The sequence below is a fragment of the Streptomyces sp. CA-249302 genome, assembly GCF_050936785.1.
In the GTDB taxonomy this organism is placed as follows: domain Bacteria; phylum Actinomycetota; class Actinomycetes; order Streptomycetales; family Streptomycetaceae; genus Streptomyces.
Map to the genome: position 1 here is coordinate 5,516,287 of NZ_JBNJMG010000001.1, position 22,717 is coordinate 5,539,003.

At 69.9% G+C, this 22,717-nt stretch carries 20 protein-coding genes and 2 pseudogenes; 11 read left to right on the top strand and 11 right to left on the bottom strand.

The window, feature by feature from the left end:
* Window positions 1-228 precede the first annotated feature (228 nt).
* From pdhA to ACQEWB_RS24840, 3 genes are read left to right on the top strand one after another with little or no spacing between them, the layout of a single operon-like run.
* Window positions 229-1,407, top strand: a complete 1,179-nt coding sequence (pdhA, locus tag ACQEWB_RS24830) for a pyruvate dehydrogenase (acetyl-transferring) E1 component subunit alpha (protein WP_432834545.1) — start codon at window positions 229-231, stop codon at window positions 1,405-1,407.
* 1 nt (window position 1,408) lies between these two features.
* On the top strand, window positions 1,409-2,416 hold the full coding sequence (locus tag ACQEWB_RS24835) for an alpha-ketoacid dehydrogenase subunit beta (RefSeq protein WP_432834547.1): 1,008 nt from the start codon (window positions 1,409-1,411) through the stop codon (window positions 2,414-2,416).
* A gap of 11 nt (window positions 2,417-2,427) precedes the next feature.
* Window positions 2,428-3,915, top strand: a complete 1,488-nt coding sequence (locus ACQEWB_RS24840) for a dihydrolipoamide acetyltransferase family protein (RefSeq protein WP_432834549.1) — start codon at window positions 2,428-2,430, stop codon at window positions 3,913-3,915.
* Window positions 3,916-4,006: 91 nt separating this feature from the next.
* Here ACQEWB_RS24840 and ACQEWB_RS24845 read toward each other — a convergent pair.
* The 4 genes and pseudogenes from ACQEWB_RS24845 to ACQEWB_RS24860 all read right to left on the bottom strand — a co-directional run.
* Window positions 4,007-4,708, bottom strand: a pseudogene (locus ACQEWB_RS24845) (DNA-binding protein); the annotation flags it as partial.
* Window positions 4,709-4,727: 19 nt separating this feature from the next.
* Window positions 4,728-5,378 carry a class I SAM-dependent methyltransferase gene (locus tag ACQEWB_RS24850; protein WP_432834551.1) on the bottom strand — a complete coding sequence of 217 codons (651 nt, stop codon included), beginning with the start codon at window positions 5,376-5,378 and terminating at the stop codon, window positions 4,728-4,730.
* A 10-nt stretch (window positions 5,379-5,388) separates the two neighbouring features.
* The gene (locus ACQEWB_RS24855) at window positions 5,389-5,916 is read right to left on the bottom strand and encodes an N-acetyltransferase family protein (protein ID WP_432834553.1); all 528 of its coding nucleotides are present in this window, start codon (window positions 5,914-5,916) and stop codon (window positions 5,389-5,391) included.
* Window positions 5,917-5,982: 66 nt separating this feature from the next.
* Window positions 5,983-6,882 (bottom strand): D-alanyl-D-alanine carboxypeptidase family protein, encoded by a 900-nt coding sequence (locus ACQEWB_RS24860; RefSeq protein WP_432834555.1) that lies wholly within the window; start codon window positions 6,880-6,882, stop codon window positions 5,983-5,985.
* Between the two features lie 187 nt (window positions 6,883-7,069).
* On the opposite strand from ACQEWB_RS24860, the gene ACQEWB_RS24865 reads away from it, so the two are divergent.
* The 3 genes from ACQEWB_RS24865 (at window position 7,070) to ACQEWB_RS24875 (ending at window position 9,983) form a co-directional block, all read left to right on the top strand.
* Window positions 7,070-7,732, top strand: a complete 663-nt coding sequence (locus tag ACQEWB_RS24865; protein ID WP_432834557.1) for a GntR family transcriptional regulator — start codon at window positions 7,070-7,072, stop codon at window positions 7,730-7,732.
* Window positions 7,729-9,042 carry an MFS transporter gene (locus ACQEWB_RS24870; protein ID WP_432834559.1) on the top strand — a complete coding sequence of 438 codons (1,314 nt, stop codon included), beginning with the start codon at window positions 7,729-7,731 and terminating at the stop codon, window positions 9,040-9,042. The genes ACQEWB_RS24865 and ACQEWB_RS24870 overlap by 4 nt, the downstream gene beginning before the upstream one ends.
* 161 nt (window positions 9,043-9,203) lie before the next feature.
* Window positions 9,204-9,983 (top strand): hypothetical protein, encoded by a 780-nt coding sequence (locus ACQEWB_RS24875; RefSeq protein ID WP_432834561.1) that lies wholly within the window; start codon window positions 9,204-9,206, stop codon window positions 9,981-9,983.
* Window positions 9,984-10,005: 22 nt separating this feature from the next.
* Here ACQEWB_RS24875 and ACQEWB_RS24880 read toward each other — a convergent pair whose 3' ends face one another.
* Window positions 10,006-10,830, bottom strand: a complete 825-nt coding sequence (locus tag ACQEWB_RS24880) for a maleylpyruvate isomerase family mycothiol-dependent enzyme (protein WP_432834563.1) — start codon at window positions 10,828-10,830, stop codon at window positions 10,006-10,008.
* 180 nt (window positions 10,831-11,010) lie between these two features.
* Between ACQEWB_RS24880 and ACQEWB_RS24885 the strand changes: the two genes are divergently transcribed.
* The gene (locus tag ACQEWB_RS24885) at window positions 11,011-11,784 is read left to right on the top strand and encodes a carbon-nitrogen family hydrolase (protein ID WP_432834565.1); all 774 of its coding nucleotides are present in this window, start codon (window positions 11,011-11,013) and stop codon (window positions 11,782-11,784) included.
* A gap of 55 nt (window positions 11,785-11,839) precedes the next feature.
* Here the strand turns inward: ACQEWB_RS24885 and ACQEWB_RS24890 are convergent, their stop codons facing one another.
* Together ACQEWB_RS24890 and ACQEWB_RS24895 are read right to left on the bottom strand one after the other, a co-directional pair.
* A complete protein-coding gene (locus ACQEWB_RS24890; protein ID WP_432834567.1) occupies window positions 11,840-12,334 on the bottom strand; it encodes an LURP-one-related/scramblase family protein in 495 nt (164 codons plus the stop codon).
* Window positions 12,331-13,331 (bottom strand): annotated as a pseudogene (locus ACQEWB_RS24895) (GlxA family transcriptional regulator). The gene ACQEWB_RS24890 and the pseudogene ACQEWB_RS24895 overlap by 4 nt, the downstream one beginning before the upstream one ends.
* Window positions 13,332-13,398: 67 nt before the next feature.
* Here ACQEWB_RS24895 and ACQEWB_RS24900 point away from each other — a divergent pair.
* Window positions 13,399-13,791 carry a cupin domain-containing protein gene (locus ACQEWB_RS24900; RefSeq protein WP_432843991.1) on the top strand — a complete coding sequence of 131 codons (393 nt, stop codon included), beginning with the start codon at window positions 13,399-13,401 and terminating at the stop codon, window positions 13,789-13,791.
* A 137-nt stretch (window positions 13,792-13,928) separates the two neighbouring features.
* On the opposite strand, the gene ACQEWB_RS24905 is transcribed toward ACQEWB_RS24900, so the two are convergent.
* The 3 genes from ACQEWB_RS24905 to ACQEWB_RS24915 all read right to left on the bottom strand — a co-directional run bounded on the left by ACQEWB_RS24905 (window position 13,929) and on the right by ACQEWB_RS24915 (window position 17,441).
* Complete coding sequence (locus ACQEWB_RS24905; RefSeq protein ID WP_432844412.1) at window positions 13,929-14,075, bottom strand: hypothetical protein; 147 nt, start codon at window positions 14,073-14,075, stop codon at window positions 13,929-13,931.
* 104 nt (window positions 14,076-14,179) lie between these two features.
* A complete protein-coding gene (locus ACQEWB_RS24910) occupies window positions 14,180-15,472 on the bottom strand; it encodes a M18 family aminopeptidase (protein WP_432834569.1) in 1,293 nt (430 codons plus the stop codon).
* A 142-nt stretch (window positions 15,473-15,614) separates the two neighbouring features.
* Window positions 15,615-17,441 carry an acyl-CoA dehydrogenase gene (locus tag ACQEWB_RS24915; RefSeq protein ID WP_432834571.1) on the bottom strand — a complete coding sequence of 609 codons (1,827 nt, stop codon included), beginning with the start codon at window positions 17,439-17,441 and terminating at the stop codon, window positions 15,615-15,617.
* A gap of 173 nt (window positions 17,442-17,614) precedes the next feature.
* Here ACQEWB_RS24915 and ACQEWB_RS24920 point away from each other — a divergent pair, with 173 nt between their 5' ends.
* From ACQEWB_RS24920 to ACQEWB_RS24930, 3 genes are all read left to right on the top strand, one after another.
* On the top strand, window positions 17,615-18,085 hold the full coding sequence (locus tag ACQEWB_RS24920; RefSeq protein WP_432834573.1) for an SseB family protein: 471 nt from the start codon (window positions 17,615-17,617) through the stop codon (window positions 18,083-18,085).
* A gap of 219 nt (window positions 18,086-18,304) precedes the next feature.
* Window positions 18,305-19,276 (top strand): pirin family protein, encoded by a 972-nt coding sequence (locus ACQEWB_RS24925; protein ID WP_432834575.1) that lies wholly within the window; start codon window positions 18,305-18,307, stop codon window positions 19,274-19,276.
* A gap of 109 nt (window positions 19,277-19,385) precedes the next feature.
* Window positions 19,386-20,450, top strand: coding sequence for an AI-2E family transporter (locus tag ACQEWB_RS24930; protein WP_432834577.1), 1,065 nt, complete (start codon window positions 19,386-19,388; stop codon window positions 20,448-20,450).
* Here the strand turns inward: ACQEWB_RS24930 and ACQEWB_RS24935 are convergent.
* The gene (locus ACQEWB_RS24935) at window positions 20,402-22,552 is read right to left on the bottom strand and encodes a SpoIIE family protein phosphatase (protein ID WP_432834579.1); all 2,151 of its coding nucleotides are present in this window, start codon (window positions 22,550-22,552) and stop codon (window positions 20,402-20,404) included. The genes ACQEWB_RS24930 and ACQEWB_RS24935 overlap by 49 nt on opposite strands.
* Between the last annotated feature and the right edge of the window lie 165 nt (window positions 22,553-22,717).

Here is a 22,717-nt window from a genome sequence, read left to right on the forward strand (position 1 = left end):
GTTCCCGACTTTGCCGATTTACTTGGAAATCCAAGCAAAATCGCAGGTCAGGAGGGGTTTCACAGAAATGTGGAGCACTGGGTAACGTGCCTTTTGCAGGGCGCTCGCCGGGGCACCTGTCACGCCTGTTCCCGACCGAGCGCACCCACCCTGTGCGTCCGTAGGGGTGCAGGTGAGCCGCACTGGCACCCGGCGAACCCGGGATGCCGGACCGACGGAGGAGCACACGTGACCGTGGAGAGCACTGCCGCGCGCAAACCGCGACGCAGCGCCGGAACCAAGAGCACGGCCGGCAAGCGCACGACCGAAAAGAACAGGCCGGGCGCCGAGCCCGAGCTCGTACAGCTGCTGACGCCCGAGGGCGAACGCGTCAAGAACGCCGAGTACGACAAGTACGTCGCCGGCATCACCCCCGACGATCTCCGCGGGCTGTACCGGGACATGGTCCTCACCCGGCGCTTCGACGCCGAGGCCACCTCCCTGCAGCGCCAGGGCGAGCTGGGCCTGTGGGCCTCGCTGCTCGGCCAGGAGGCCGCCCAGATCGGATCGGGCCGGGCCACCCGCGAGGACGACTACGTCTTCCCGACCTACCGCGAGCACGGCGTCGCCTGGTGCCGCGGGGTCGACCCGACCAATCTGCTGGGCATGTTCCGCGGCGTGAACAACGGCGGCTGGGACCCCAACACCAACAACTTCCAGCTCTACACGATCGTCATCGGCTCCCAGACGCTGCACGCCACCGGCTACGCCATGGGCATCGCCAAGGACGGCGCGGACAGCGCGGTGATCGCCTACTTCGGCGACGGAGCGAGCAGCCAGGGCGACGTCGCGGAGTCGTTCACCTTCTCCGCGGTCTACAACGCCCCGGTCGTGTTCTTCTGCCAGAACAACCAGTGGGCGATCTCCGAGCCGACCGAGAAGCAGACCCGCGTGCCGCTCTACCAGCGCGCACAGGGCTACGGCTTCCCGGGCGTCCGCGTCGACGGCAACGACGTCCTCGGTGTCCTCGCGGTGACCAAGTGGGCGCTGGAGCGGGCCCGCACCGGCGAGGGACCGACGCTCGTCGAGGCGTACACCTACCGGATGGGCGCCCACACCACCTCCGACGACCCGACGAAGTACCGGGCCGACGAGGAGCGTGAGGCCTGGGAGGCGAAGGACCCGATCCTGCGCCTTCGCCGGTACCTGGAGGCCTCAAACCACGCGGACGAGGGATTCTTCGCGGAACTCGAGGCCGAGTCCGAGGCGTTGGGCAAACGAGTGCGCGAAGCGGTCCGTGCCATGCCGGACCCGGACCACTTCGCCATCTTCGAGAACGCGTACGCGGACGGGCACGCGCTCGTCGACGAGGAGCGAGCCCAGTTCGCCGCCTACCAGGCGTCGTTCGCCGATGAAGGGGGTCACTGAGATGACTGAGGCTGTGGCGGCCAAGGCCGCGACATCTAAGAGCATGGCTCTCGCCAAGGCGATCAACGAGTCGCTGCGCCGCGCCCTGGAGACCGACCCCAAGGTCCTCGTCATGGGCGAGGACGTCGGCAAGCTCGGCGGTGTCTTCCGGGTGACGGACGGCCTCCAGAAGGACTTCGGCGAGAGCCGGGTCATCGACACCCCCCTCGCCGAGTCCGGGATCGTCGGCACGGCGATCGGCCTCGCGCTGCGCGGCTACCGCCCGGTCGTCGAGATCCAGTTCGACGGCTTCGTCTTCCCGGCCTACGACCAGATCGTCACCCAGCTCGCGAAGATGCACGCGCGCTCCCTGGGCAAGGTCAAGCTCCCCGTGGTCGTCCGCATCCCCTACGGCGGCGGCATCGGCGCGGTCGAGCACCACTCCGAGTCCCCGGAGTCGCTCTTCGCGCACGTGGCGGGCCTGAAGGTGGTCTCGCCGTCCAACCCGTCGGACGCGTACTGGATGATGCAGCAGGCCATCCAGAGCGACGACCCGGTGATCTTCTTCGAGCCGAAGCGGCGCTACTGGGACAAGGGCGAGGTCAACGCCGACGCCATCCCCGGCCCGCTGCACAAGGCGCAGACCGTCCGCGCGGGCACCGACCTGACCCTCGTCGCCTACGGCCCGATGGTGAAGCTCTGCAAGGAGGTCGCCGACGCGGCGGCTGAAGAGGGCAAGTCGCTTGAGGTCCTGGACCTGCGCTCGGTCTCCCCGATGGACTTCGACTCCATCCAGGCCTCGGTGGAGAAGACCCGCCGCCTGGTCGTGGTCCACGAGGCACCGGTGTTCTTCGGCTCGGGCGCGGAGATCGCCGCCCGGATCACCGAGCGCTGCTTCTACCACCTGGAGGCTCCGGTGCTCAGGGTCGGCGGCTACCACGCCCCGTACCCGCCGGCCCGCCTGGAGGAGGAGTACCTGCCGGGCCTGGACCGGGTGCTCGACACCGTCGACCGCGCCCTGGCGTACTGAGGAGAGGGTTCGTGACGACGATGACGGAAGCGTCCGTACGCGAGTTCAAGATGCCGGACGTGGGCGAGGGGCTCACCGAGGCCGAGATCCTCAAGTGGTACGTCCAGCCCGGCGACACGGTTACCGACGGCCAGGTGGTGTGCGAGGTCGAGACGGCGAAGGCCGCCGTCGAACTCCCCATCCCCTACGACGGGGTCGTCCGCGACCTGCACTTCCCCGAGGGCACCACGGTGGACGTGGGCACGTCGATCATCGCGGTGGACGTGTCGGGCGGGACCGCGGCTCCGGCGGAGCCGGCGACCGAGGCGGCGGCTCCCGCCGCTCAGGCCGCTCCGGCTGCCGTGGCTGCTCCGGCTGCTGCGACTGCTCCGGCCGAGGAGAAGAAGCCCGAGGGGCGCCAGCCGGTGCTCGTCGGCTACGGCGTGGCCGCGTCCTCCACCAGGCGCCGGCCGCGCAAGGGGCCCGAGGTCACGGGCGCCCAGGCGTCGACGGCGATCCAGACGGAGCTGAACGGACACGGGCCGACAACCCCGTCCGCTCCGGCGGCCCAGGTGACTCCGGTCGCCCCCGCCGTTCCCGCCGCACCGGCCGACAAGCCCCGCCCGCTGGCCAAGCCGCCGGTGCGGAAGCTGGCCAAGGATCTCGGCGTGGACCTGGCGACGGTGGTCGCGTCCGGCCCCGACGGCATCATCACGCGCGAGGACGTGCACGCGGCGGTGGCTCCGCCGACGGCGGCCCCCGCGCCCGTGGAGACGCCGACCGTGGCAGCGGCGGCGCCCGTGCCGACGTACGACTCGGCCCGGGAGACCCGCATCCCGATCAAGGGTGTCCGCAAGGCCACGGCCCAGGCGATGGTCAACTCGGCCTTCACGGCGCCGCATGTCACGGAGTTCGTGACGGTGGACGTGACGCGCACGATGAAGCTGGTCGAGGAGCTGAAGGAGGACAAGGAGTTCGCGGGCCTGCGTGTGAACCCGCTGCTCCTGATCGCGAAGGCCCTCCTGGTCGCCATCCGTCGCAACCCGGACGTCAACGCGTCCTGGGACGAGGCGGCCCAGGAGATCGTGCTCAAGCACTACGTCAACCTCGGTATCGCGGCGGCGACCCCGCGCGGCCTGATCGTTCCGAACATCAAGGACGCGCACGCCAAGACGCTGCCGCAACTGGCCGAGTCGCTGGGCGAGTTGGTCTCCACGGCGCGGGAAGGCAGGACGTCTCCGGCCGCCATGCAGGGCGGGACCGTCACCATCACCAACGTCGGCGTCTTCGGCGTCGACACCGGCACGCCGATCCTCAACCCCGGTGAGTCGGCGATCCTCGCGATCGGCGCGATCAAGCTCCAGCCGTGGGTCCACAAGGGCAAGGTGAAGCCCCGCCAGGTCACGACCCTGGCCCTGAGCTTCGACCACCGCCTGGTGGACGGGGAGTTGGGCTCCAAGGTCCTGGCGGACGTGGCGGCGATCCTGGAGCAGCCGAAGCGGCTGATCAGCTGGGCGTGATGTCCGGAGGTTGGATAGCTTTAACCGTGAAGGGACGGCCGCAAGTTCCAGTTGCGGCCGCCCCTTCGTTCATCCCGCAGGGATCACCGGATCAGTTGAGCACGTAGACCGGCGCCCCGTCCTCCGTCGCTCCTTGCGAACGGATGCAGGCGTGCTTGCGCAGCAGCCGCAGGCACTCGTTCACGCGGTGGACGGACAGCCCCGTACGGGCGGCGATCGCTTCGAGCGGCTGACGGAGCTCACCGTCTTCGACCAGCACCGGCGCGATGACGACGGCCACCGTCCAGACGTCCTCCGTCACGGAGAGCCTCCGCCGCCAGTCGGCCAGGACGGACTCCGTGGTGGGCCGCGGGGAGAGGCTGGCGGTGGGTGCGGGATGCTGGAGGGCCAGCGTGTCCAGCCGGTCCGCGATGCGTTCCATGACCTGGGCGATGGCCAGTTGGGCGGCGAGGGTCTGGCGCTGCATGTCCGCCATCTCCCTTTGCAGCGTGACCATCTGCCGGACGATGGCCTCCGCGACCTGCAACGGCATGGCGTAGGCGATCGGCGCACCGGCCTCGGCGGGTTGCACCTCGGCCTCTTCGAGGGTGTAGGAACCCTCGCGCTGAATGGTCGCGATCACCTCGGCGGCCCACTCCTTGAAGGCTGCGCACTCCTGCTTGGTGCAGGCGCTGACGAGAAGGATCAGGCCCTGGAGGTCGATGAGATTCAGGTCTCGACGCCCGCCCTTAGCTGCAGGAATGCTGAGAACGTGACCTCCGGTCACTGTCCCGCGAATCTCTCGATGCTTCTCTCCTTGCAGACAGAGTTGGTCACTTCCTCGCCAACAGCGTCACCACAGTCCGCTTCCTCGCCGTCTCCAGTTCCTGCACCCCCCGCGCCGTGACCACCAGCCCCGCCTCGCCCAACAGCTCCACGAGCTGTTCCACGGGCAGTAGATGGGACTCGTACGACACCGGGTGGCCGCCGTAGCCCTGTGTCGGGCGGAGGCGTTCGTCGTTGCCCACATAGCCGGCCAGCATCAGGGTGGCGCCCGGGGCGAGGGTTCGGTGGAACTCGGCGTAGATGAGGGGGAGCATCTCGGGTGGGGTGTGGTGGGTGGAGTAGTAGGCGAGGATGCCGCCGAGGGAGTCGGACTCGGCGTCCAGGGCTGTCATCGAGCCCACGGAGAAGGTCAGTTCGGGGTGGGTCCGGCGGGCGATCTCGACCATCCTCGGTGACAGGTCGACGCCGGACACGGGGACGCCCAGCCCGGCCAGATACGCCGTCACGAAGCCCGGGCCGCATCCCAGGTCCGCGACCGGCCCGAGGCCCGAGGCAAGGGCCATCTCCGCGAACACCCCCAGCATCGCCCGCGACATCGGGTCCAGTCGCGCAGGCCTCGGCACCTGTTCGGCGTAGTCGGCGGCGACGGTGTCGTACGACTGACGGATCGCGGAGAGATACGTTGGTTCCAGGGCCACCCGCCCGACTTTAGGCTTCCTTCCCCAACTCCAGGCGCAGCCGCACGTATTCGGCACCGCAGGGGCCCGGACGACGGTGCCCGTCCGGCCGCCACCCGTGCCGGGCGTAGAAGGCCCGGGCCCGGCTGTTGCGCTCCCACGCCTCCAGTACGCCCGTGCTCAGCGAGCGCTCGCGCAGGAACCGTACGAACCCCTCGTGCAGCCGACTGCCGACGCCCGCTCCCCAACTGCCCGGCCGGACATGGATCTGGTACAGCTGGCCGGTCGTCGCCGGATCGAGGTCGGGGTCGGGGTCGTGTGGTGGGCCCATCAGGACCACACCCGTGATCTCGCCCTCGTGTATCGCGCACAGCGCCTCGCGGTCGGCGGACTCGACGGCCCGTGACCATGCCTCCCGCCGGGCCGCGCGGGATTCCGCGGACGTGAGGTCCGGGTCCGAGTGGCCGCCCGCGCGGTAGTACGCGGTGCGGGCGAGGGTGTGGATGTCCGTGATGGTGTCCACGTCGGCGGTGGTGGCGGTGCGCAGGATGATCGGCATGCCCACATGGTGAAGGGCCCGGCGCCGGTGGCGTCGGGCCCTTTGCCGTAGGCGTGACGTGCGAGGTCAGCTGATCTTGGCGTAGCCGTAGTTGATGAGCTTCTTCACGTCCGCCGTGCGGTCGGTCGCGTTGGGGGCGGTCATGACGGCGCCCATGACCGACTCGCCGTTCAGCGTGGCGGCGAAGACCAGGCAGTACTTGGCCTCGGTGCCCGAGCCGGTCTTGATGCCGAGCGTGCCGTTCCAGCCGAGCAGCGTGTTGGTGTTGTTCCAGGCAGCCATGGTCCGGGTGGAGCCGGTCTTCGTGATGGTCTTCGCCGTGTACTTCTTGGTCTTCACGACGGTCTTGAACGTCGAACTCTTCATCACGCTCCGGGCGACCTTCGTCAGGTCGCGCGGCGTCGAGTAGTTCGAGCCATTGCTTATTCCGTCGAACGAGTCGAAGTGCGTGTTCGTCATGCCCAGGCTCTTGGCCATGGTGTTCATCTTGGAGATGAAGTTCTTGGTGCGGGCCGAGACCGTCGAGCCGGAGCCGAACTTGTCGGCCAGGGCCATCGCGGCGTCGCAGCCGGACGGGAGCATCATCCCGTAGAGCAGCTGACGGACGGTGACCTTGTCACCGACGATCAGGCCCGCCGAGGAGGCGCCCTTGGAGACGATGTAGTCGCTGACCGCCTTCTTGATGGTGACCTTGGTGTCCAGGTTCAGGTTCGACTGCGAGAGCACGACCTTCGCGGTCATCACCTTGGTGGTGGAGGCCGTGAGCCGCTTCGTGTCGGCGGCCTTGGTGAAGAGGGTCTTGCCGGTGGCGCTGTTCATCAGGAATCCGCCCTTGGCGGTGATGGTGGGCGTGGTGACAGCCTGCGCCGGTGCCGCGGTGAGAGCTCCGGTGGCGAGCACTGCGCCGGCCGTGACGGCGACGGCTGCGGCTCTGCGAGCACGGGAACCCTTGATGGCGGTTTTCAACACAAATACCCCGAATACGTCGAATGCCCCTGAGGTGCGGCCGAGTTCAAGGGGGGAGCAAGTGGGGCCGCACGTGTGTGACACGTAACTAGCACAGATGGTTGTGCGCTTGCTGAGGCGGGGTCGGCCCCCGTCCGCATGGTGGACGACAGCCCTCATGCGTACGTGTTGTATCTATGCTGTCGGCATGACCAGCCCCGGCACCCTGACCGCCAAGCAACCACCAGCCGCCGACCGTGTCTACGCCCACGTCAAGCAGGGCGTCCTGGAGCGCCGTTACGAGGGCGGGATCCTGCTCACCGAGGGCGAGCTCGCGGAGGCCGTCGGGGTGTCGCGGACGCCGGTGCGCGAGGCGCTGCTGCGGCTCGAGGTGGAGGGGCTGATCAGGCTCTATCCCAAGAAGGGCGCCCTGGTCCTGCCCGTCTCCGCCCAGGAGATCGCGGACGTCGTCGAGACCCGGCTGCTGGTCGAGGAGCACGCGGCGCGCAAGGCCGTACCCGCTCCCGCCGGACTCGTCGAGCGCCTCGAGGAACTGCTCGCCAGGCAGAAGCAGCAGGCCGCCGACGGTGACCTCGCCGGAGCCGCCGTCACCGACCGCTGCTTCCACGCCGAGATCGTCCGCAGCGGCGGGAACGAGATCCTCTCCCGCCTCTACGACCAGCTCCGCGACCGCCAGTTGCGGATGGGCGTCGCGATCATGCACTCGCACCCCGACCGCATCGCCAAGACCCTCGTCGAGCACGAGGAGATCCTGGAGGCGCTGCGCTCCGGGGACGCGGAGGCGGCGGTGGGCGTCGTACACCGGCACGTCGGCTGGTTCTCGCACCTCGCGCGGGGTGAGGTCCGATGAGTTCCGCCTCCTCGTCCTCCGCCGTCACCCTGCCGGGTGATCCGCCGGGCGGCCGGCGCGCGATGGCCGTGTGGGGCATCGGCGTCTCCGTCTACTTCGTCGCCGTGATCTTCCGTACGTCCCTCGGTGTCGCCGGCCTCGACGCCGCCGACCGCTTCCACGTCAACGCCTCTGCGCTGTCGACCTTCTCGATCCTCCAGCTGCTGGTCTACGCCGGCATGCAGATACCCGTCGGCCTGCTGGTGGACCGGCTCGGCACCAAGAAGGTGCTGGCCATCGGCGCCGTGCTGTTCACGGCGGGCCAGCTCGGCTTCGCCTTCTCGCCCTCCTACGGCACCGCCCTCGCCTCCCGCGCGCTGCTCGGCTGCGGCGACGCGATGACGTTCATCAGCGTGCTGCGGCTCGGCACCCGCTGGTTCCCGGCCCGCCGCGGGCCGCTGGTCGCCCAGCTCGCGGGCCTGGCCGGCATGGCGGGCAACCTGGTCTCCACGCTGGTCCTGGCCCGGCTGCTGCACGGCGTCGGCTGGACGGCGGCCTTCGCGGGCAGCGCGCTCGCCGGTGTCGTCGTACTCGTCCTGATGCTGCTGTTCCTCAAGGACCACCCCGAGGGCCACGAGCCGGAGCCCTTCCCGCACCAGGGCGCGGCCTACGTGCGCCGCCAGATCGCGGCCTCCTGGCGCGAGCCGGGGACACGGCTCGGCCTGTGGGTGCACTTCACCACCCAGTTCCCGGCGATGGTCTTCCTGCTCCTGTGGGGTCTGCCCTTCCTGGTCCAGGCGCAGGGCCTGTCCCGCGCCACGGCGGGCGAACTCCTCACCCTGGTCGTCCTGTCCAACATGGTCGTGGGGCTCGTCTACGGCCAGATCGTCGCCCGGCACCACGCGGCCCGGCTGCCGCTGGCGCTCGGCACGGTGGGCGCGACCGCGCTGGTGTGGGCGGCCACGCTGGCCTACCCCGGCGAGCACGCGCCGATGTGGCTGCTGGTCGTACTCTGCGCGGTGCTCGGCGCCTGCGGCCCGGCGTCGATGCTGGGCTTCGACTTCGCCCGCCCGGCCAACCCGCCGGAGCGCCAGGGCACGGCCTCCGGCATCACCAACATGGGCGGCTTCGTCGCCTCGATGACGACCCTGTTCCTGATCGGCGTCCTGCTGGACGCGACCGGCGACGACTACACGATCGCCTTCTCCGGGGTGTTCTTCCTCCAGGCCCTGGGCGTGAGCCAGATCCTGCGGCTGCGCGGCCGGGTCGCCCGGCGCGAGCGGGAACGGCTGGTGGCGAGCCGGGTGGAGACGGTGCACGTGCCGGCCTGAGGAGGGGGCGGTTCACCGCCAACCGGCCTTCACAGCGCAGGTGTTGCTCTGTCATAGGAGTGTGACAGGGGTGTCGTGAAGCGAGGACGGACGTGACCTTCGAGGCCTGCGGGCGCTCATAGTGATCGAACGAAGTACTCGCTTCCGAAAGGACTTCCCTGATGAACCGCCACCTGCGCAAGGCCGTCGTCGTCACCGCCGCGGTCTCGGCCGGCCTGCTGATGACGGCATGTCAGAACGGCTCCACGAGCGGCAGTACTTCGAGCACCGGCCAGCACCAGTCGACGTCCAAGACCTCCGGTACGGCTGGGAAGTCCACGACGTCCAAGCAGTCCACTTCCTCTGGTTCCTCCGGTTCCTCCGGTTCTTCTGGTACGACCGCCCAGAACGCCTCGAAGTCCGGGCAGGGCGTCACCGGGACCTTCACCGGCGGCACCGTCAGCTACCTCGCCCCCGGCAAGTACACGCTCTCCGTCCCCGGCAGGACCGACCAGGTGTTCTTCGTCGCCGACGGCACCCAGGTGCACGGCGCCGGCACGATCTGCTCCAGCGCGAGCTGCACCCTCGACCAGCTGGAGACGGCCACCGAGAAGGCGGCCGTCCCCGCAGACGTGACGCTGGAGAAGGGCATCGCCACCGTTGTCCGCGAGCGTGCCGCCGCGGGGACGGGCTCCGGCACGAAGGGCGTCAACGGCACCTGGCTCGGCCAGGTCTCCTACCTCGCGCCCGGCAAGTTCACCGTCTCCGGCCAGAAGGGCGCCGAGCAGGCCTTCTACATCGCCGACGACACCGTCATCAAGGGCTACGGCACCATCTGCGGCAGCTCCACGTCCGCGTCGACGTGCACGCTCGACCAGCTGGAGGCCGCCGCGAAGAAGGGCCTCGACGCCAAGGTCGTCATCGCGAACGGCATCGCGACCTCGGTCACCGAGGACCACTGAACGGACGTTCCGGACCGGTGTCCTACTGCGTGACCGTGAAGTTGCGCAGGATCGCCGCCGTCAGCTCCGGGTCGCCCTCCGCCTTCAGCCGGTCCGCGGCCGCCTCCAGCGTGATCCGGCCGCAGGCCAGGCGGACGTAGGTCTCCCAGTCCAGGGTGAGGGTGGCGGCGGGGCCGAGCGCGGGGGCCGTCTCCAGGGTGCCGCGGCCCTGGATGTCGACGCGGATGGTGCGCAGGAACTCGATCGGGCCGTGCACGTCGAAGACGATCGCCGAACTGCGGGGCGCGTTCGCCTTCTCCGCCACCACCGCGGGCAGCGCGGCGAGCAGCACGTCACGGGCGATGTGCGCGCCGGGGGAGTCGAGGTTGCCGGGGCGACCGAGGGCGGCGCGCAGGTCCTGCTCGTGCACCCACACGCAGAACGCGTGGTTCCGCACGGCCTCTTCGAGGGTGAGCTCGGTGCCGAGCGGGCCGCGCACCTTGGTGCCCGGGTCCCGTGACTCGTTCCGCAGCTGGCGGTTGCGGCGGATGATCACGTACTCCAGCTCGGAGGTCATCTCCGGCGCCGTATGGTGGCGGCGGACGTCGACCTGCATCTCCATGTAGCGCTGGTGGTCGTTGGTGACGTGGAACAGGTCGCGCGGCAGGGTGTGGATGGGCCGCGGGTCGCCGAGCATCTCGCAGTCCAGGCCGATGACATGGGACACCACGTCACGGACCGACCAGCCCGGGCACGGGGTGCGCCGGTTCCACTCTCCCTCCACAAGCGGCCCCACCAGCTCGGATATCGCTTCGATGGAGTGGGTCCAGGCGTCGGCGTAGGGCTGGAGGGTGGGATGCAGACTCACGGAACGGGACCCCTCGGCGGTCGGTACACGGGCTGGTTGGCGGCGTTGCCAGTGGGAGGTGGCTGCTGTCGGCGGGTGTCTTGGGACGCTAAGTTACGCTGCTGTGAGGCACCCCGGCAGTGCTTTCGTGTGACGATCGTAGGCCCGTGTGAACGGCTCGAATGCCAGGACGGTGGTAGTGTGCGCGCCTCTCTGCTCCAGATCGACGTGAACGAGGGCGAATCGGTCGAATCGCGTCGGCGTCGTGTTGCTTCGTTGGTACGGGACCAGGCCGGGGCCGATCTCGTGGTGCTGCCCGAGCTGTGGACCACGGGCGCGTTCGCGTACGAGGGGTTCACCGACGAGGCCGAGCCGATCGAGGGACCGACGCACGAGGCGATGGCGAAGGCGGCGAGCGACGCGGGCGTGTGGCTGCACGCGGGCTCGATCCCCGAGCGGGACCCTGACGGTCCTCTCTACAACACGTCTCTCGTCTTCTCCCCCTCCGGTGACCTGGTCGCCGCCTACCGCAAGATCCACCGCTTCGGCTTCGACAAGGGCGAGGCCGTACTGATGGGCGCGGGGCGGGACCTGGTGACGGTCCGTCTGCCCGAGACCACCCTGGGCCTCGGGACCTGCTACGACCTCCGTTTCCCCGAACTCTTCCGCGGTCTCGTCGACGCCGGTGCCGAGACCCTGGTCCTGCCGGCGGGCTGGCCGGAGCGCCGCCGCTCGCACTGGACGCTGCTGGCCCAGGCGCGGGCGGTCGAGAACCAGGCGTTCGTGCTTGCTTGTGGAACGGCCGGGACGCACGCGGGAGTTCCGCAGGCGGGTCACTCGATCGTGGTGGATCCGTGGGGCGAGGTGCTGGCACAGGCGGGAGCCGGCGAGGAGGTCCTCACCGTGGAGTTCGACCCGACGAAGGTCGCCACGACGCGGGAGCAGTTCCCGGCCCTGAAGGACCGGGTGCTCTAGCGCGGGCGGGGGCAGCCCTCGGCACGAGCGGGGGCAGCCCTCGGCACTGGCGGGGTCAGTCCTCCTCCCGCTCCTTCTCCGCCAGGTGGATCACGCACACCGCCACCGCGATCAGCAGCGCCGGGTCGGCGTCGTCGCGTACCACGTCGACGCCGTACGTCTCCCGGACGTGCAGCCAGCGGCGCGAGATCACGGCGAGCAGTTCGCCGTCGTACTCGACGGCGAACTCCCGGTCCAGGATCTTGCCGCTGACGTCGAGCTCGGTGCCGTCGACGAGGGTGACCCGGTAGTGGTTGCGCAGCAGGGACAGACGCTTGCGCTTGATGCGGGCCAGGACGTCGCCGTCCCGCTCGATCACCATGGTGTCGCGCAGGGCGAACATCTTCTGGTGGATGTCGATCAGGACGCGCCCATGGGTGTCCTTCAGCTCGAAGGTGTCCCTGATCCGCATCGCCTTGCCGTCGACGAGGAACACCTTGTCGCCGTGCTGGTCCTCGATCCAGTAGTCCTCACCGAAGCCGAGGAGCCGGTCGCGCACTTGGAATCTCATACCGTCACCCGTTCCCCGCCGACCGGTCCGAAACGCCGACGGTACGCCGACGGACTGAGCCCTGTCTCGCGCCGTACACGCGCGCGTAGGTTCGCCGCCGTCCCCAGGCCGCTGCGTTCCGCCACCACGTCCAGCCGCCGCTCCCCGCGTTCGATCAGCCGACAGGCCAGCGCCACCCGCTCCCCCGTCAGCCAGGCCAGCGGGGTCGTGCCGAGCTGGGCCTGGAAGCGGCGGTGCAGGGTGGCAGGGGAGACGGAGGCGCGGGCGGCGAGGTCGGCCACCGTCAGCGGCTCCCCAGCCGCTCCTGCGCCCAGGCCAGCAGCGGCGCGAGGGACTCGTCCGGCACCCTCGGCAGCGGCCGCTCCACGAACTGCCGCTGCCCGCCGTCCCGGTGGGCGGCGAACACCAGACGCCGGGACACCGCGTTGGCGATTTCGGCGCCGTAGTCCCGCCGTACGACGTGCAGGCCCAGGTCGAGCGCGGCCGCGCTGCCGGCGGCGGTCAGGATGCCACCCTCGTCGACGAAGAGGACATCCGCCGCGAGCCGCACCCTGGGGTGCAGCCGGCGGAACTCCTCGGCCCACATCCAGTGCGTGGTGGCCCTGAGTCCGTCGAGCAGCCCGGCCTCGGCGAGCGCGAAGCTCCCGGTGCACAAGCTCAGGACGCGCGCTCCACGCGCGTGCGTGCGCCGGATGGCGTCCAGGACGGCCGCGCCGCGCGGCACGACGTTGTCGGGGCGGCCGGGCACGACCAGGGTGTCCGCGTCGTCCACCGCGTCCAGGCCCGCCGCTCCGGTCAGCGTGAAGAAGCCGTGGTTCATCCGCACCTCGCGCGTGGGCGTGCACAGCGTCACCTCGTACAGCGGCGTCGGCAGCCCCAGCTCGGGCCGCGGCAGCCCGAACAGCTCGGTCGCCACGCCCACCTCGAAGGGGTTGGTGCCCTCGTCGACGATCACGGCGACCCGGTGCGGACGGCGCTGCGAGGATCCTTGCGACATATGCGATTCCTAGCACTCGCCCGGCGCCCGCACCACCCCGCACGATGAGCCCATGCCCACCGAGCCCATGCCCACCGAACCCATCGCCCTCGACGGGGCTCTCGCGTCCTTCACGGACCAGTGGAGCCCCCGCATCGTCACCACCGTCAACGACTACGACGTCCGGGTCGCCAAGGTCGAGGGCGAACACGTCTGGCACGTCCACGACCACACCGACGAGTTCTTCCTGGTCCTGGACGGCGAACTGCACATCGCCCTGCGCGAACCGGCGGGCGAGCGCACGGTCGTCCTCACCAAGGGCTCGGTCTTCACGGTCCCGCACGGCACCCACCACAAGCCCTACGCGCCCGTACCCACCCAGATCCTCCTCCTCGAACCCACCGGAACCCTCACGGTCGGCGACCATCACGAGGAACTCCCGGACCATGTGGACGCGACGACGGGCCACGCCCTGACCTGACCGGGAGTGAGTTCCAGCGCCGATCTCTACCTTCGACTGTCACTCGATCGCGAAGGCAAGGCCGCGATCGAGAGGCAAGAGGCAGACAGTCGGGCTTCGACGCGGCAACGCAGGCGGTCACGTCAGGTGTAGTACCGTCAGCCAGATGCCGTAACCGTCGCTGTAGCCGTCGCGCCGAAGATGATCCCCACCAGGTCGAGGTTGACCCCCTTCATGTGCCAGTCGGTCGCGAACGTGAGAATGGCTCCCGCGGCGATCAGGATGATGCATCCACCGAGGCCCATGAGTTCCGCCTCCCTGTCCGGTCCGGTTGTTCCGGACTCCCGGTCAAGTGCGGGTACCCATGGGCCCGATGTCGGAACCTGCCGTCGTAACTACCCCTCCAGGACTACCCCTCCAGGAACGCGACCAGTGAGTTCGCCAGCAGGTAGGGGTCGTCCGCGCCGCACAGCTCGCGCGCGCTGTGCATCGACAGGATCGCGACGCCGATGTCGACCGTCCTGATGCCGTGCCGGGCCGCGGTGATCGGGCCGATCGTCGTGCCGCAGGGCATGGAGTTGTTGGAGACGAAGGACTGGAAGGGCACGCCCGCCTTCTCGCAGGCGGCGGCGAAGACCGCCCGGCCCGAACCGTCCGTCGCATAGCGGTTGTTGACGTTGACCTTGAGGATGGGGCCTCCGTTGACCCGCGGGTGGTGCGTCGGGTCGTGCCGCTCCGCGTAGTTGGGGTGGACCGCGTGCCCCGTGTCCGAGGACAGACAGACCGTGCCCGCGAAGGCTCTCGCCCGGTCCTCGTACGACCCTCCGCGCGCGAACACCGAACGCTCCAGCACGCCTCCGAGCAGCGGTCCGTCCGCGCCGGTGTCCGACTGCGAGCCGTTCTCCTCGTGGTCGAAGGCGGCGAGTACGGGGATGTAGGGCAGGTCGGCCCGGGCCACCGCGGTCAGCGCGGCCACGCCCGCGTGCACGGAGAGCAGGTTGTCCATGCGCGGCCCGGCGAGCAGCTCCTGATCGCGGCCCAGGTAGGCGGGCGGCTCGACGGAGTGCGTCATCAGGTCCCAGCCGGTGACCTCGCCGGCCGGCAGCCCCTCGTTCTCCTCCAGGAAGGCGATCAGATCGCCGTCCCGCACCTCGTTGCCCAGCCCCCAGATCGGCTGGAGATGGCGCTGCTTGTCGAGCTTGAGGCCCTCCGCGGACACCGAACGGTCCAGGTGGATGGCGAGTTGGGGGACGCGCAGCAGCGGGCGGTCGACGTTCACCAGGCGGGTGGAGCCGTCCCGCAGGGTCAGCCGGCCGGCCAGGCCCAGGTCGCGGTCGAGCCAGGAGTTCAGCAGCGGTCCGCCGTAGATCTCCACGGCGACCTGGCGCCAGCCGTGCCCGCCGGTGTCGGGCAGCGGCTTGACCCGCAGGTTGGGGGAGTCGGTGTGCGCGCCGACGATCCGGAACGGCGTGTGGGGCGCCGCGCCTTCGGGGACGTACCAGGCAACGATGGCGCCGCCGCGCAGCACGTACCTGCCGCCGCTTGTCCCGTCCCAGGCGTCCGTCTCCACGACCTGCCTGAACCCGGCCTTCTCCAGCCGCTCGGCGGCGCTCGCCACCGCGTGGTACGGCGAGGGGCTCGCCGTCAGGAAGGACATGAGGTCGTCGGTGTGGCCGCGGTCGAAGCGGTGGGGTTCGCTCATGGGTTCACCTTAACGACGTACGAGGGCCCACTCCGCGTGAAGGGGAGCGGGCCCTCGTGAGGGCGATGTGGAGTTGTGGCTACCCAGATCCCGGGATGCCGGAACCAGGAATCCGGGCTGCCGGAACCCTGGACCGGGCGGACTAGAACGCGGTCTCGTCCAGCTCCATCAGGTCCAGGTCGACGCCCTCGGCGAGCTTGCGCGCACCGGTGACGCCCGGCAGGACGTTGGCCGCGAAGAACTTCGCAGCCGCGATCTTGCCCGTGTAGAAGGCCTTGTCCTTCGCGGAGGCCGTCGGCAGCTTCTCGGCGGCGACCGCGGCACCCTTGAGCAGCAGGTAGCCGACGACCACGTCACCGGAGGCCAGCAGCAGGCGGCTGGTGTTGAGGCCGACCTTGTAGATGTTCTTGACGTCCTGCTCGGTGGCCGCGAGGTCGGTCAGCATCAGGCCGACGATGGCCTCCAGCTCGACGGCCGCCTTGGCCAGGTGCTCACGGGCGCCCGCGAGTTCCTCGCCGCCGGTGCCCGGCGCGAGGAACTTCTTGATGTCCTCGGCAAGGGAGTTGAGGGCCGCGCCCTGGTTGCGGACGATCTTCCGGAAGAAGAAGTCCTGGCCCTGGATCGCGGTGGTGCCCTCGTACAGGGTGTCGATCTTGGCGTCGCGGATGTACTGCTCGATCGGGTACTCCTGGAGGAACCCGGAGCCGCCGAAGGTCTGGAGCGACTGGGCGAGCTGCTCGTAGCCCTTCTCGGAGCCGTAGCCCTTCACGATCGGCAGGAGCAGGTCGTTCAGCGCGTGATCGGCCTTCGCGTCCTCGCCGTTCGCCTCCTTGACCTGGATCGTGTCCTGCACCGAGGCGGTGTACATGACCAGCGCGCGCATGCCCTCGGCGTACGCCTTCTGCGTCATCAGCGAGCGGCGGACGTCCGGGTGGTGCGTGATGGTGACCTTGGGAGCGGTCTTGTCGCCGAAGGCGGCGAGGTCGGAACCCTGGACGCGCTCCTTGGCGTACTCGAGGGCGTTCAGGTAGCCGGTCGACAGCGTGGAGATGGCCTTCGTGCCGACCATCATCCGCGCGAACTCGATGATCCGGAACATCTGGCGGATGCCGTCGTGCTTGTCGCCGATCAGCCAGCCCTTGGCGGGGTGCTGGTCGCCGAAGGTCATCTCGCAGGTGTTGGAGGCCTTGAGACCCATCTTGTGCTCGACGTTCGTCGCGTACACGCCGTTGCGCTCGCCCAGCTCGCCGGTCTCGAAGTCGAAGAGGTACTTCGGTACGAGGAAGAGGGAGAGGCCCTTGGTGCCGGGACCGGCACCCTCGGGACGCGCCAGCACGTAGTGGAGGATGTTCTCCTCCATGTCGTGCTCACCGGAGGTGATGAAGCGCTTGACGCCCTCGATGTGCCAGGACCCGTCCTCCTGCTGCACGGCCTTGGTGCGGCCGGCGCCCACGTCCGAGCCGGCGTCCGGCTCGGTGAGCACCATGGTCGAGCCCCAGGTCTTCTCCACGGCGAGCTTGGCGATGTGCTTCTGCACGTCGTTGCCCTCGTCGAAGAGGATCCCGGCGAAGGCCGGGCCGGAGGCGTACATCCACACGGCCGGGTTCGCGCCGAGCAGCAGCTCCGCGTAGGCCCAGATCAGGGAGCGGGGAGAGGTGGTGCCGCCGATCTCCTCGGGAAGCCCGAGCCGCCAGTACTCGGACTCCATGAAGGCCTTGTAGCTCTTCTTGAAGGAGGCCGGGACCGGCGCGGTGTTCGTCTCGGGGTCGAAGACCGGGGGGTTGCGGTCGGCGTCCGCGAAGGACTCCGCCAGCTCGTTCTCCGCGAGCCGGGTCAGCTCCTCGAGGATGCTCTTCGCGGTCTCGGTGTCCATCTCCTCGAACGGACCGGCGCCGTACACCTTGTCCCGTCCGAGGACTTCGAACAGGTTGAACTCGATGTCGCGGAGATTCGACTTGTAGTGCCCCATGGCGACGGCTCCGTTGAGAGATATCGGCGAGGCACTGGTTGTGGCCCCTCGCGCTGCTTCTAGTTCGCATACCAACAAGTAGCTACGATGATGCTACCCGTCGGTAATAAGAAGCAACCCCGATCCGGCCATCTGTGACCGACCCCTCGTGCGGGGTCAGTACTCTGTGGGGCATGTACGGCTACGACCAGAACGTTGGCGCCCAGCAGCAGCAGTACGGCGTCCCGCCGCAGCAGCCGATGCCGGGCGGGTACGGCCAGCAGCCGCCGCTGTACCCCGAGCCGTCCCCGCCGTCCCTCGCGGACGCGGTGCGCGCCTTCACCACGGGCCAGGTGTCGGCCGAGGACTTCCAGCAGGTCTTCGCCACGTCCAAGGTGTACTGCCCACGCGGCGACAACCCCGGCTTCCTGGCCCTGCACAACACCCAGCAGCCGGTGATCCCGATGTTCACCTCCCTCAAGGAGCTGCGCCGGTACGCGGGCAAGGAGTCCAAGTACTTCGTGATCACCGGCGCCGAGGTGATCGACCTCCTCCCCACCGGCTACGGCTTCGTCCTCGACATGGAGGGCGAGCACCGCATGGTCTTCGACGCGAAGGCCGTGGAGCAGATGGTGGAGTTCGCGATGCGCCGGATGTATGGCTGAGCATTGGCTCCATGAGCCGGAATGACCTCTTCCGGTGAACCACCTCGCCTACTGTGCCCGCGTGACCTCCACCGACACATCGCCGCCGACCCCATCCGGTTGGCGGCGTTCTGCTGTCCGGGCTCGGATCTCCGCTGGGAATGTCCCGCGCGTCGGTGCCGTTAGGGGTGGCAGGAAGTTCAATGCTCAACTAAACTGGCCGCACAAGGAGGTACCGACATGCCTGCAGTGACCGTCGAGAACCCGCTGACGCTCCCGCGCGTGACCGCGCCGGCCGACGCCGTGGCACGCCCCGTGCTCGCCGTCACGACCGCGCCGAGCGGCTTCGAGGGCGAGGGCTTCCCGGTGCGCCGCGCGTTCGCCGGGATCAACTACCGCCATCTGGACCCGTTCATCATGATGGACCAGATGGGCGAGGTGGAGTACGCGCCGGGTGAGCCGAAGGGCACGCCCTGGCACCCGCACCGCGGCTTCGAGACCGTCACCTACATCATCGACGGGATCTTCGACCACCAGGACTCCAACGGCGGCGGCGGGACCATCACCAACGGCGACACCCAGTGGATGACGGCCGGCTCCGGTCTGCTCCACATCGAGGCGCCGCCGGAGGCCCTGGTCATGTCCGGCGGTCTCTTCCACGGCCTCCAGCTGTGGGTGAACCTGCCGGCCAAGGACAAGATGATGGCGCCGCGCTACCAGGACATCCGCGGTGGCAACGTGCAGTTGCTGACGACCCCCGACGGCGGCGCGCTGCTGCGCGTCATCGCCGGTGAGCTGGACGGCCACGCGGGCCCGGGCATCACGCACACCCCGATCACGATGATCCACGCGACGCTCGCGCCGGGCGCCGAGATCACCCTCCCCTGGCGGGAGGACTTCAACGGTCTCGCGTACGTCCTGGCCGGCAACGGCGCGGTGGGCGCGGACCGCCGCCCGGTCCACATGGGCCAGACCGCGGTCTTCGGCGCGGGCGGCTCCCTGACCGTCCGCGCGGACGAGAAGCAGGACAGCCACACCCCGGACCTGGAGGTCGTCCTCCTGGGCGGCCAACCGATCCGTGAGCCGATGGCCCACTACGGCCCGTTCGTCATGAACACCCGCGAGGAACTCCAGCAGGCGTTCGACGACTTCCAGAAGGGCCGCCTGGGCACCGTCCCCGCGGTGCACGGAATGACCGAGGGCGGCCTGTAAGGGCAGACCGGCCCGTACGGCACGACAGGGCCCGAAGCCGCGACATCGGTCCGCGGCTTCGGGCCCTGTCTTCTGCCGCACCCCGTCCGTGCTGTGATCCGCTGGACGCGTGCAGATCCTCCCCGATCCCGTCCGCCGTTTCGCCGCCTGGTGTGCCGTGATTCTGTTGTTCGCCGGAGTCGTCTACGTCGGCGTCCGGCTGTGCTCGGAGTTGCGGACCGCCGTCGTCCCCGTGCTGCTCGCGCTGCTCGGGACCGCGCTGCTCGGGCCCTTGCACCGGCGGCTCGTGCGGGCCAAGGTCAACCGGTCCGTCGCCGCCGGGCTCACCTGCGTCGCCGTCGTCGCCGTGGTCGGCGGGGCGGTGTACATCGTCGTCGCCGCGCTCATCGACACCGGCGACCAGATCGTCGCCTCGCTCAAGGACGCGGCCCAGGGGGTCGCCGATCACTTCGGGGCCGCCGGGACCTCGCTCGACGATCTCGCCGCCAACGCCAAGGAGCTGCTCACCAAGTTCGGGGCCACCGCCGCCTCCAACGTCATCAGCGGGGTCAGCGTCGTCGGCGAGAGCATCGCCATTGCCGTGCTCGCGCTGTTTCTCGTCTTCTTCTTTCTGCGGGACTCGCATCTCGCCGCCGACACCCTGCGCGCCATCGCTCCCCGCGGCACCGCCGACACGGTGGAGGCCATGGCGCGACGGGCCTTCGACGCCGTGGAAGGGTTCATGCGGGGGACGACGATCATCGCGCTGATCGACGCCGTGTGCATCACCGTCGGCCTGCTGGTCCTCGACGTCCCCGGTGCCGTCGGGCTCGGCGCGCTCGTCTTCGTCGGCGCCTTCATCCCCTACCTCGGCGCCTTCATCTCCGGCGCCGTCGCCGTACTGGTCGCATTCGCCGACCGCGGCTTCGTCATCGCGCTCTGGGCACTCGGCGTCGTACTCGCCGTGCAGGTCCTGGAAGGACACGTGCTGCAACCGATGATCCAGAGCCGGACCGTGCAGATGCATCCGGCCGTGGTGATGCTCGCGATCACCGCGGGAGCGTCGGTGGCCGGGATCCTCGGGATGCTGCTCGCCGTACCGCTCACCGCGGCCGCCTTCGGGGTCGTGCACGAGCTGCGGAGTCGTTACGAGGGTGGCGAGCCGTCGGAGGCCGCGGCGCCCGAGTCCTCGTAGAGCTCGAACCAGATGCTCTTGCCCTCGCCCCGGGGGTCCACGCCCCAGGACTCGGCGAGGAGTTCGATGAGGACCAGGCCGCGGCCGGAGGAGGCCAGCTCGCCGGGGCGGCGTTTGTGGGGCAGGTCGTCGCTGGTGTCGGTGACCTCGACGCGCATCCGGCGGGCGCCGGGGCCGCCCCGGACCTCGGCCTGGAGGAGGGCGTCCGCGTCGGTGTGGACCAGGACGTTCGTCAGCATCTCGGAGAGCAGCAGGACCGCCGAGTCGATCTGGTCCTGGCTCGCCCAGTCGTGGAGGAGCTCGCGCAGCTGCTGGCGGGCCACCGCGACGCGCTCCGGTTCGGCCTGGGCGACGGAGAGCATCGTGCGGCGGACCGTCGGCGGCTCGGTCACCGTGTCGCCGCAGCCGCAGCCCTCCCCCGGCCGGCACAGCAGCAGTACCGCTATGTCGTCCTCGCGGCGGTCCGCGAGCGGGCCGGTCGTGTGGTGGGAGGACGGGCCGTGCACGCCCTGGACCAGGGCGTCGGCCAGTTCCTCCAGATCGCCCTTGTGGTCCTCCAGGATGGTGCGCAGGCGCCGCCAGCCGCTCTCCAGGTCGTGGCCACCGGTCTCGATCAGGCCGTCGGTGCAGATCAGCAGCGTCTCGCCGGCTTCGAGCGTGATGCGAGTGGTGGGGTAGTCGGCGTCCGGGTCGATGCCGAGCGGCAGGCCGCCCGCCGTCGGCCGCATCAGTACCGTGCCGTCCGCCATCCGGATCGCCGGGTCGGGGTGGCCGGCGCGGGCGATGTCCAGGGTGCCGGTGGCGGGGTCGGCCTCGACGTACAGGCAGGTCGCGAAGCGCGGGTCGGAGACATCCTCGTCCGGGGTGCCGTCCGTCATGCCGTGCAGGAAGCGGGAGGCGCGGGAGAGGACCGCGTCGGGACGGTGGCCCTCGGAGGCGTAGGCGCGCAGGGCGATCCGGAGCTGGCCCATCAGACCGGCGGCCCGCACGTCATGGCCCTGGACGTCGCCGATCGCGAGGGCGATACGGCCGCTGGGCAGCGGGATCATGTCGTACCAGTCGCCGCCGACCTGGAGGCCGCCGCCGGTGGGGACGTAGCGGGCGGCCACGTTCATGCCCGGGATCTGGGGGCCGAGCGTCGGCAGCATGGAGCGCTGGAGGCCGTCGGTGAGGGCGCGCTCGGTCTCGGCGGCGCCGGCCCGGGAGAGGGCCTGGGCGAGCATGCGGGCGACCGTGGTCAGGACCGAGCGCTCGTCCGGGGTGAAGGCGACGGGGTAGGCGAAGGACGCCATCCAGGCGCCCATGGTGCGGCCGGCGACGGTCAGCGGCAGGAACGCCCAGGACTCCCGGCCGAGGGCCTCGACCAGCTGCCACATGACCGGGTAGCGGGACTTGTAGGAGCCGGGGGAGGAGAGGTAGACGGCGCGGCCGGTGCGTATGACCTCGGCGGCCGGATAGTCCATGTCCAACGGCATCGCGGAGAACGGGTCGCCGTCGCCGGGCTGGTACCCGTGCAGGCCGGTGATCGTGACCCGGTCGCCCTCCACGCCGAACACCGCGAGCCCGTCCGGGGTGAACCCCGGCATCGACAGGCCCGACGCGACCCGCAGCACCTCCTCCGTCGACCGCGCCTCGGCCAGCGCGCGGCCCGCGTCCAGCAGGAACGCCTCCCGGGAGCGCCGCCAGTCCCCGGTGACGGCGCTGCGGCCGGCCGGGGTGCCCGGGGTCGGCTCGGTGACCTCCTGGAGGGTGCCGATCAGCCGGAAGGAGCGCTTCTCACGGTCGTACGACGGCTTGGAGCGGGAGCGGACGACGCGGATCACCCGTCCGTGTTCGTCCATGACCCGGATCCGTACCTCGGCGAGGGTGTCCTCGGCGACGGCGAGGCCGACCACGCCGGTGATCTCGTTCCAGTCGACCGGGTGGAGGCGGGCCCTGGCCTGGGCCTCGGTGAGGGTGACCCCGACGGCGGGCAGCCCGAGCAACCGTGCCGCCTCGGCGTCGACCGTGACCAGCTCGGTGGCGGTGTCCCAGTGCCACAGGCCGGTCGCGAGGGCTTCGAGGACATCCCCCACGGGCGGCAGCGGCTCGCCAGTGCGCATTGCCCCACTTTATGAAGAGCTGATCGAAGAGTGCCACCGATCAGCTCCGTCTGTTCGGTCACGCCCGCCGGTCACGGGTAATCCTGGAGAGGCGATCTTGGGGTCCCCGGTAGGCTTGGGCGGAGTTTCACGTGAAACATGCCCCCGATCCGCGAAGACTGGATG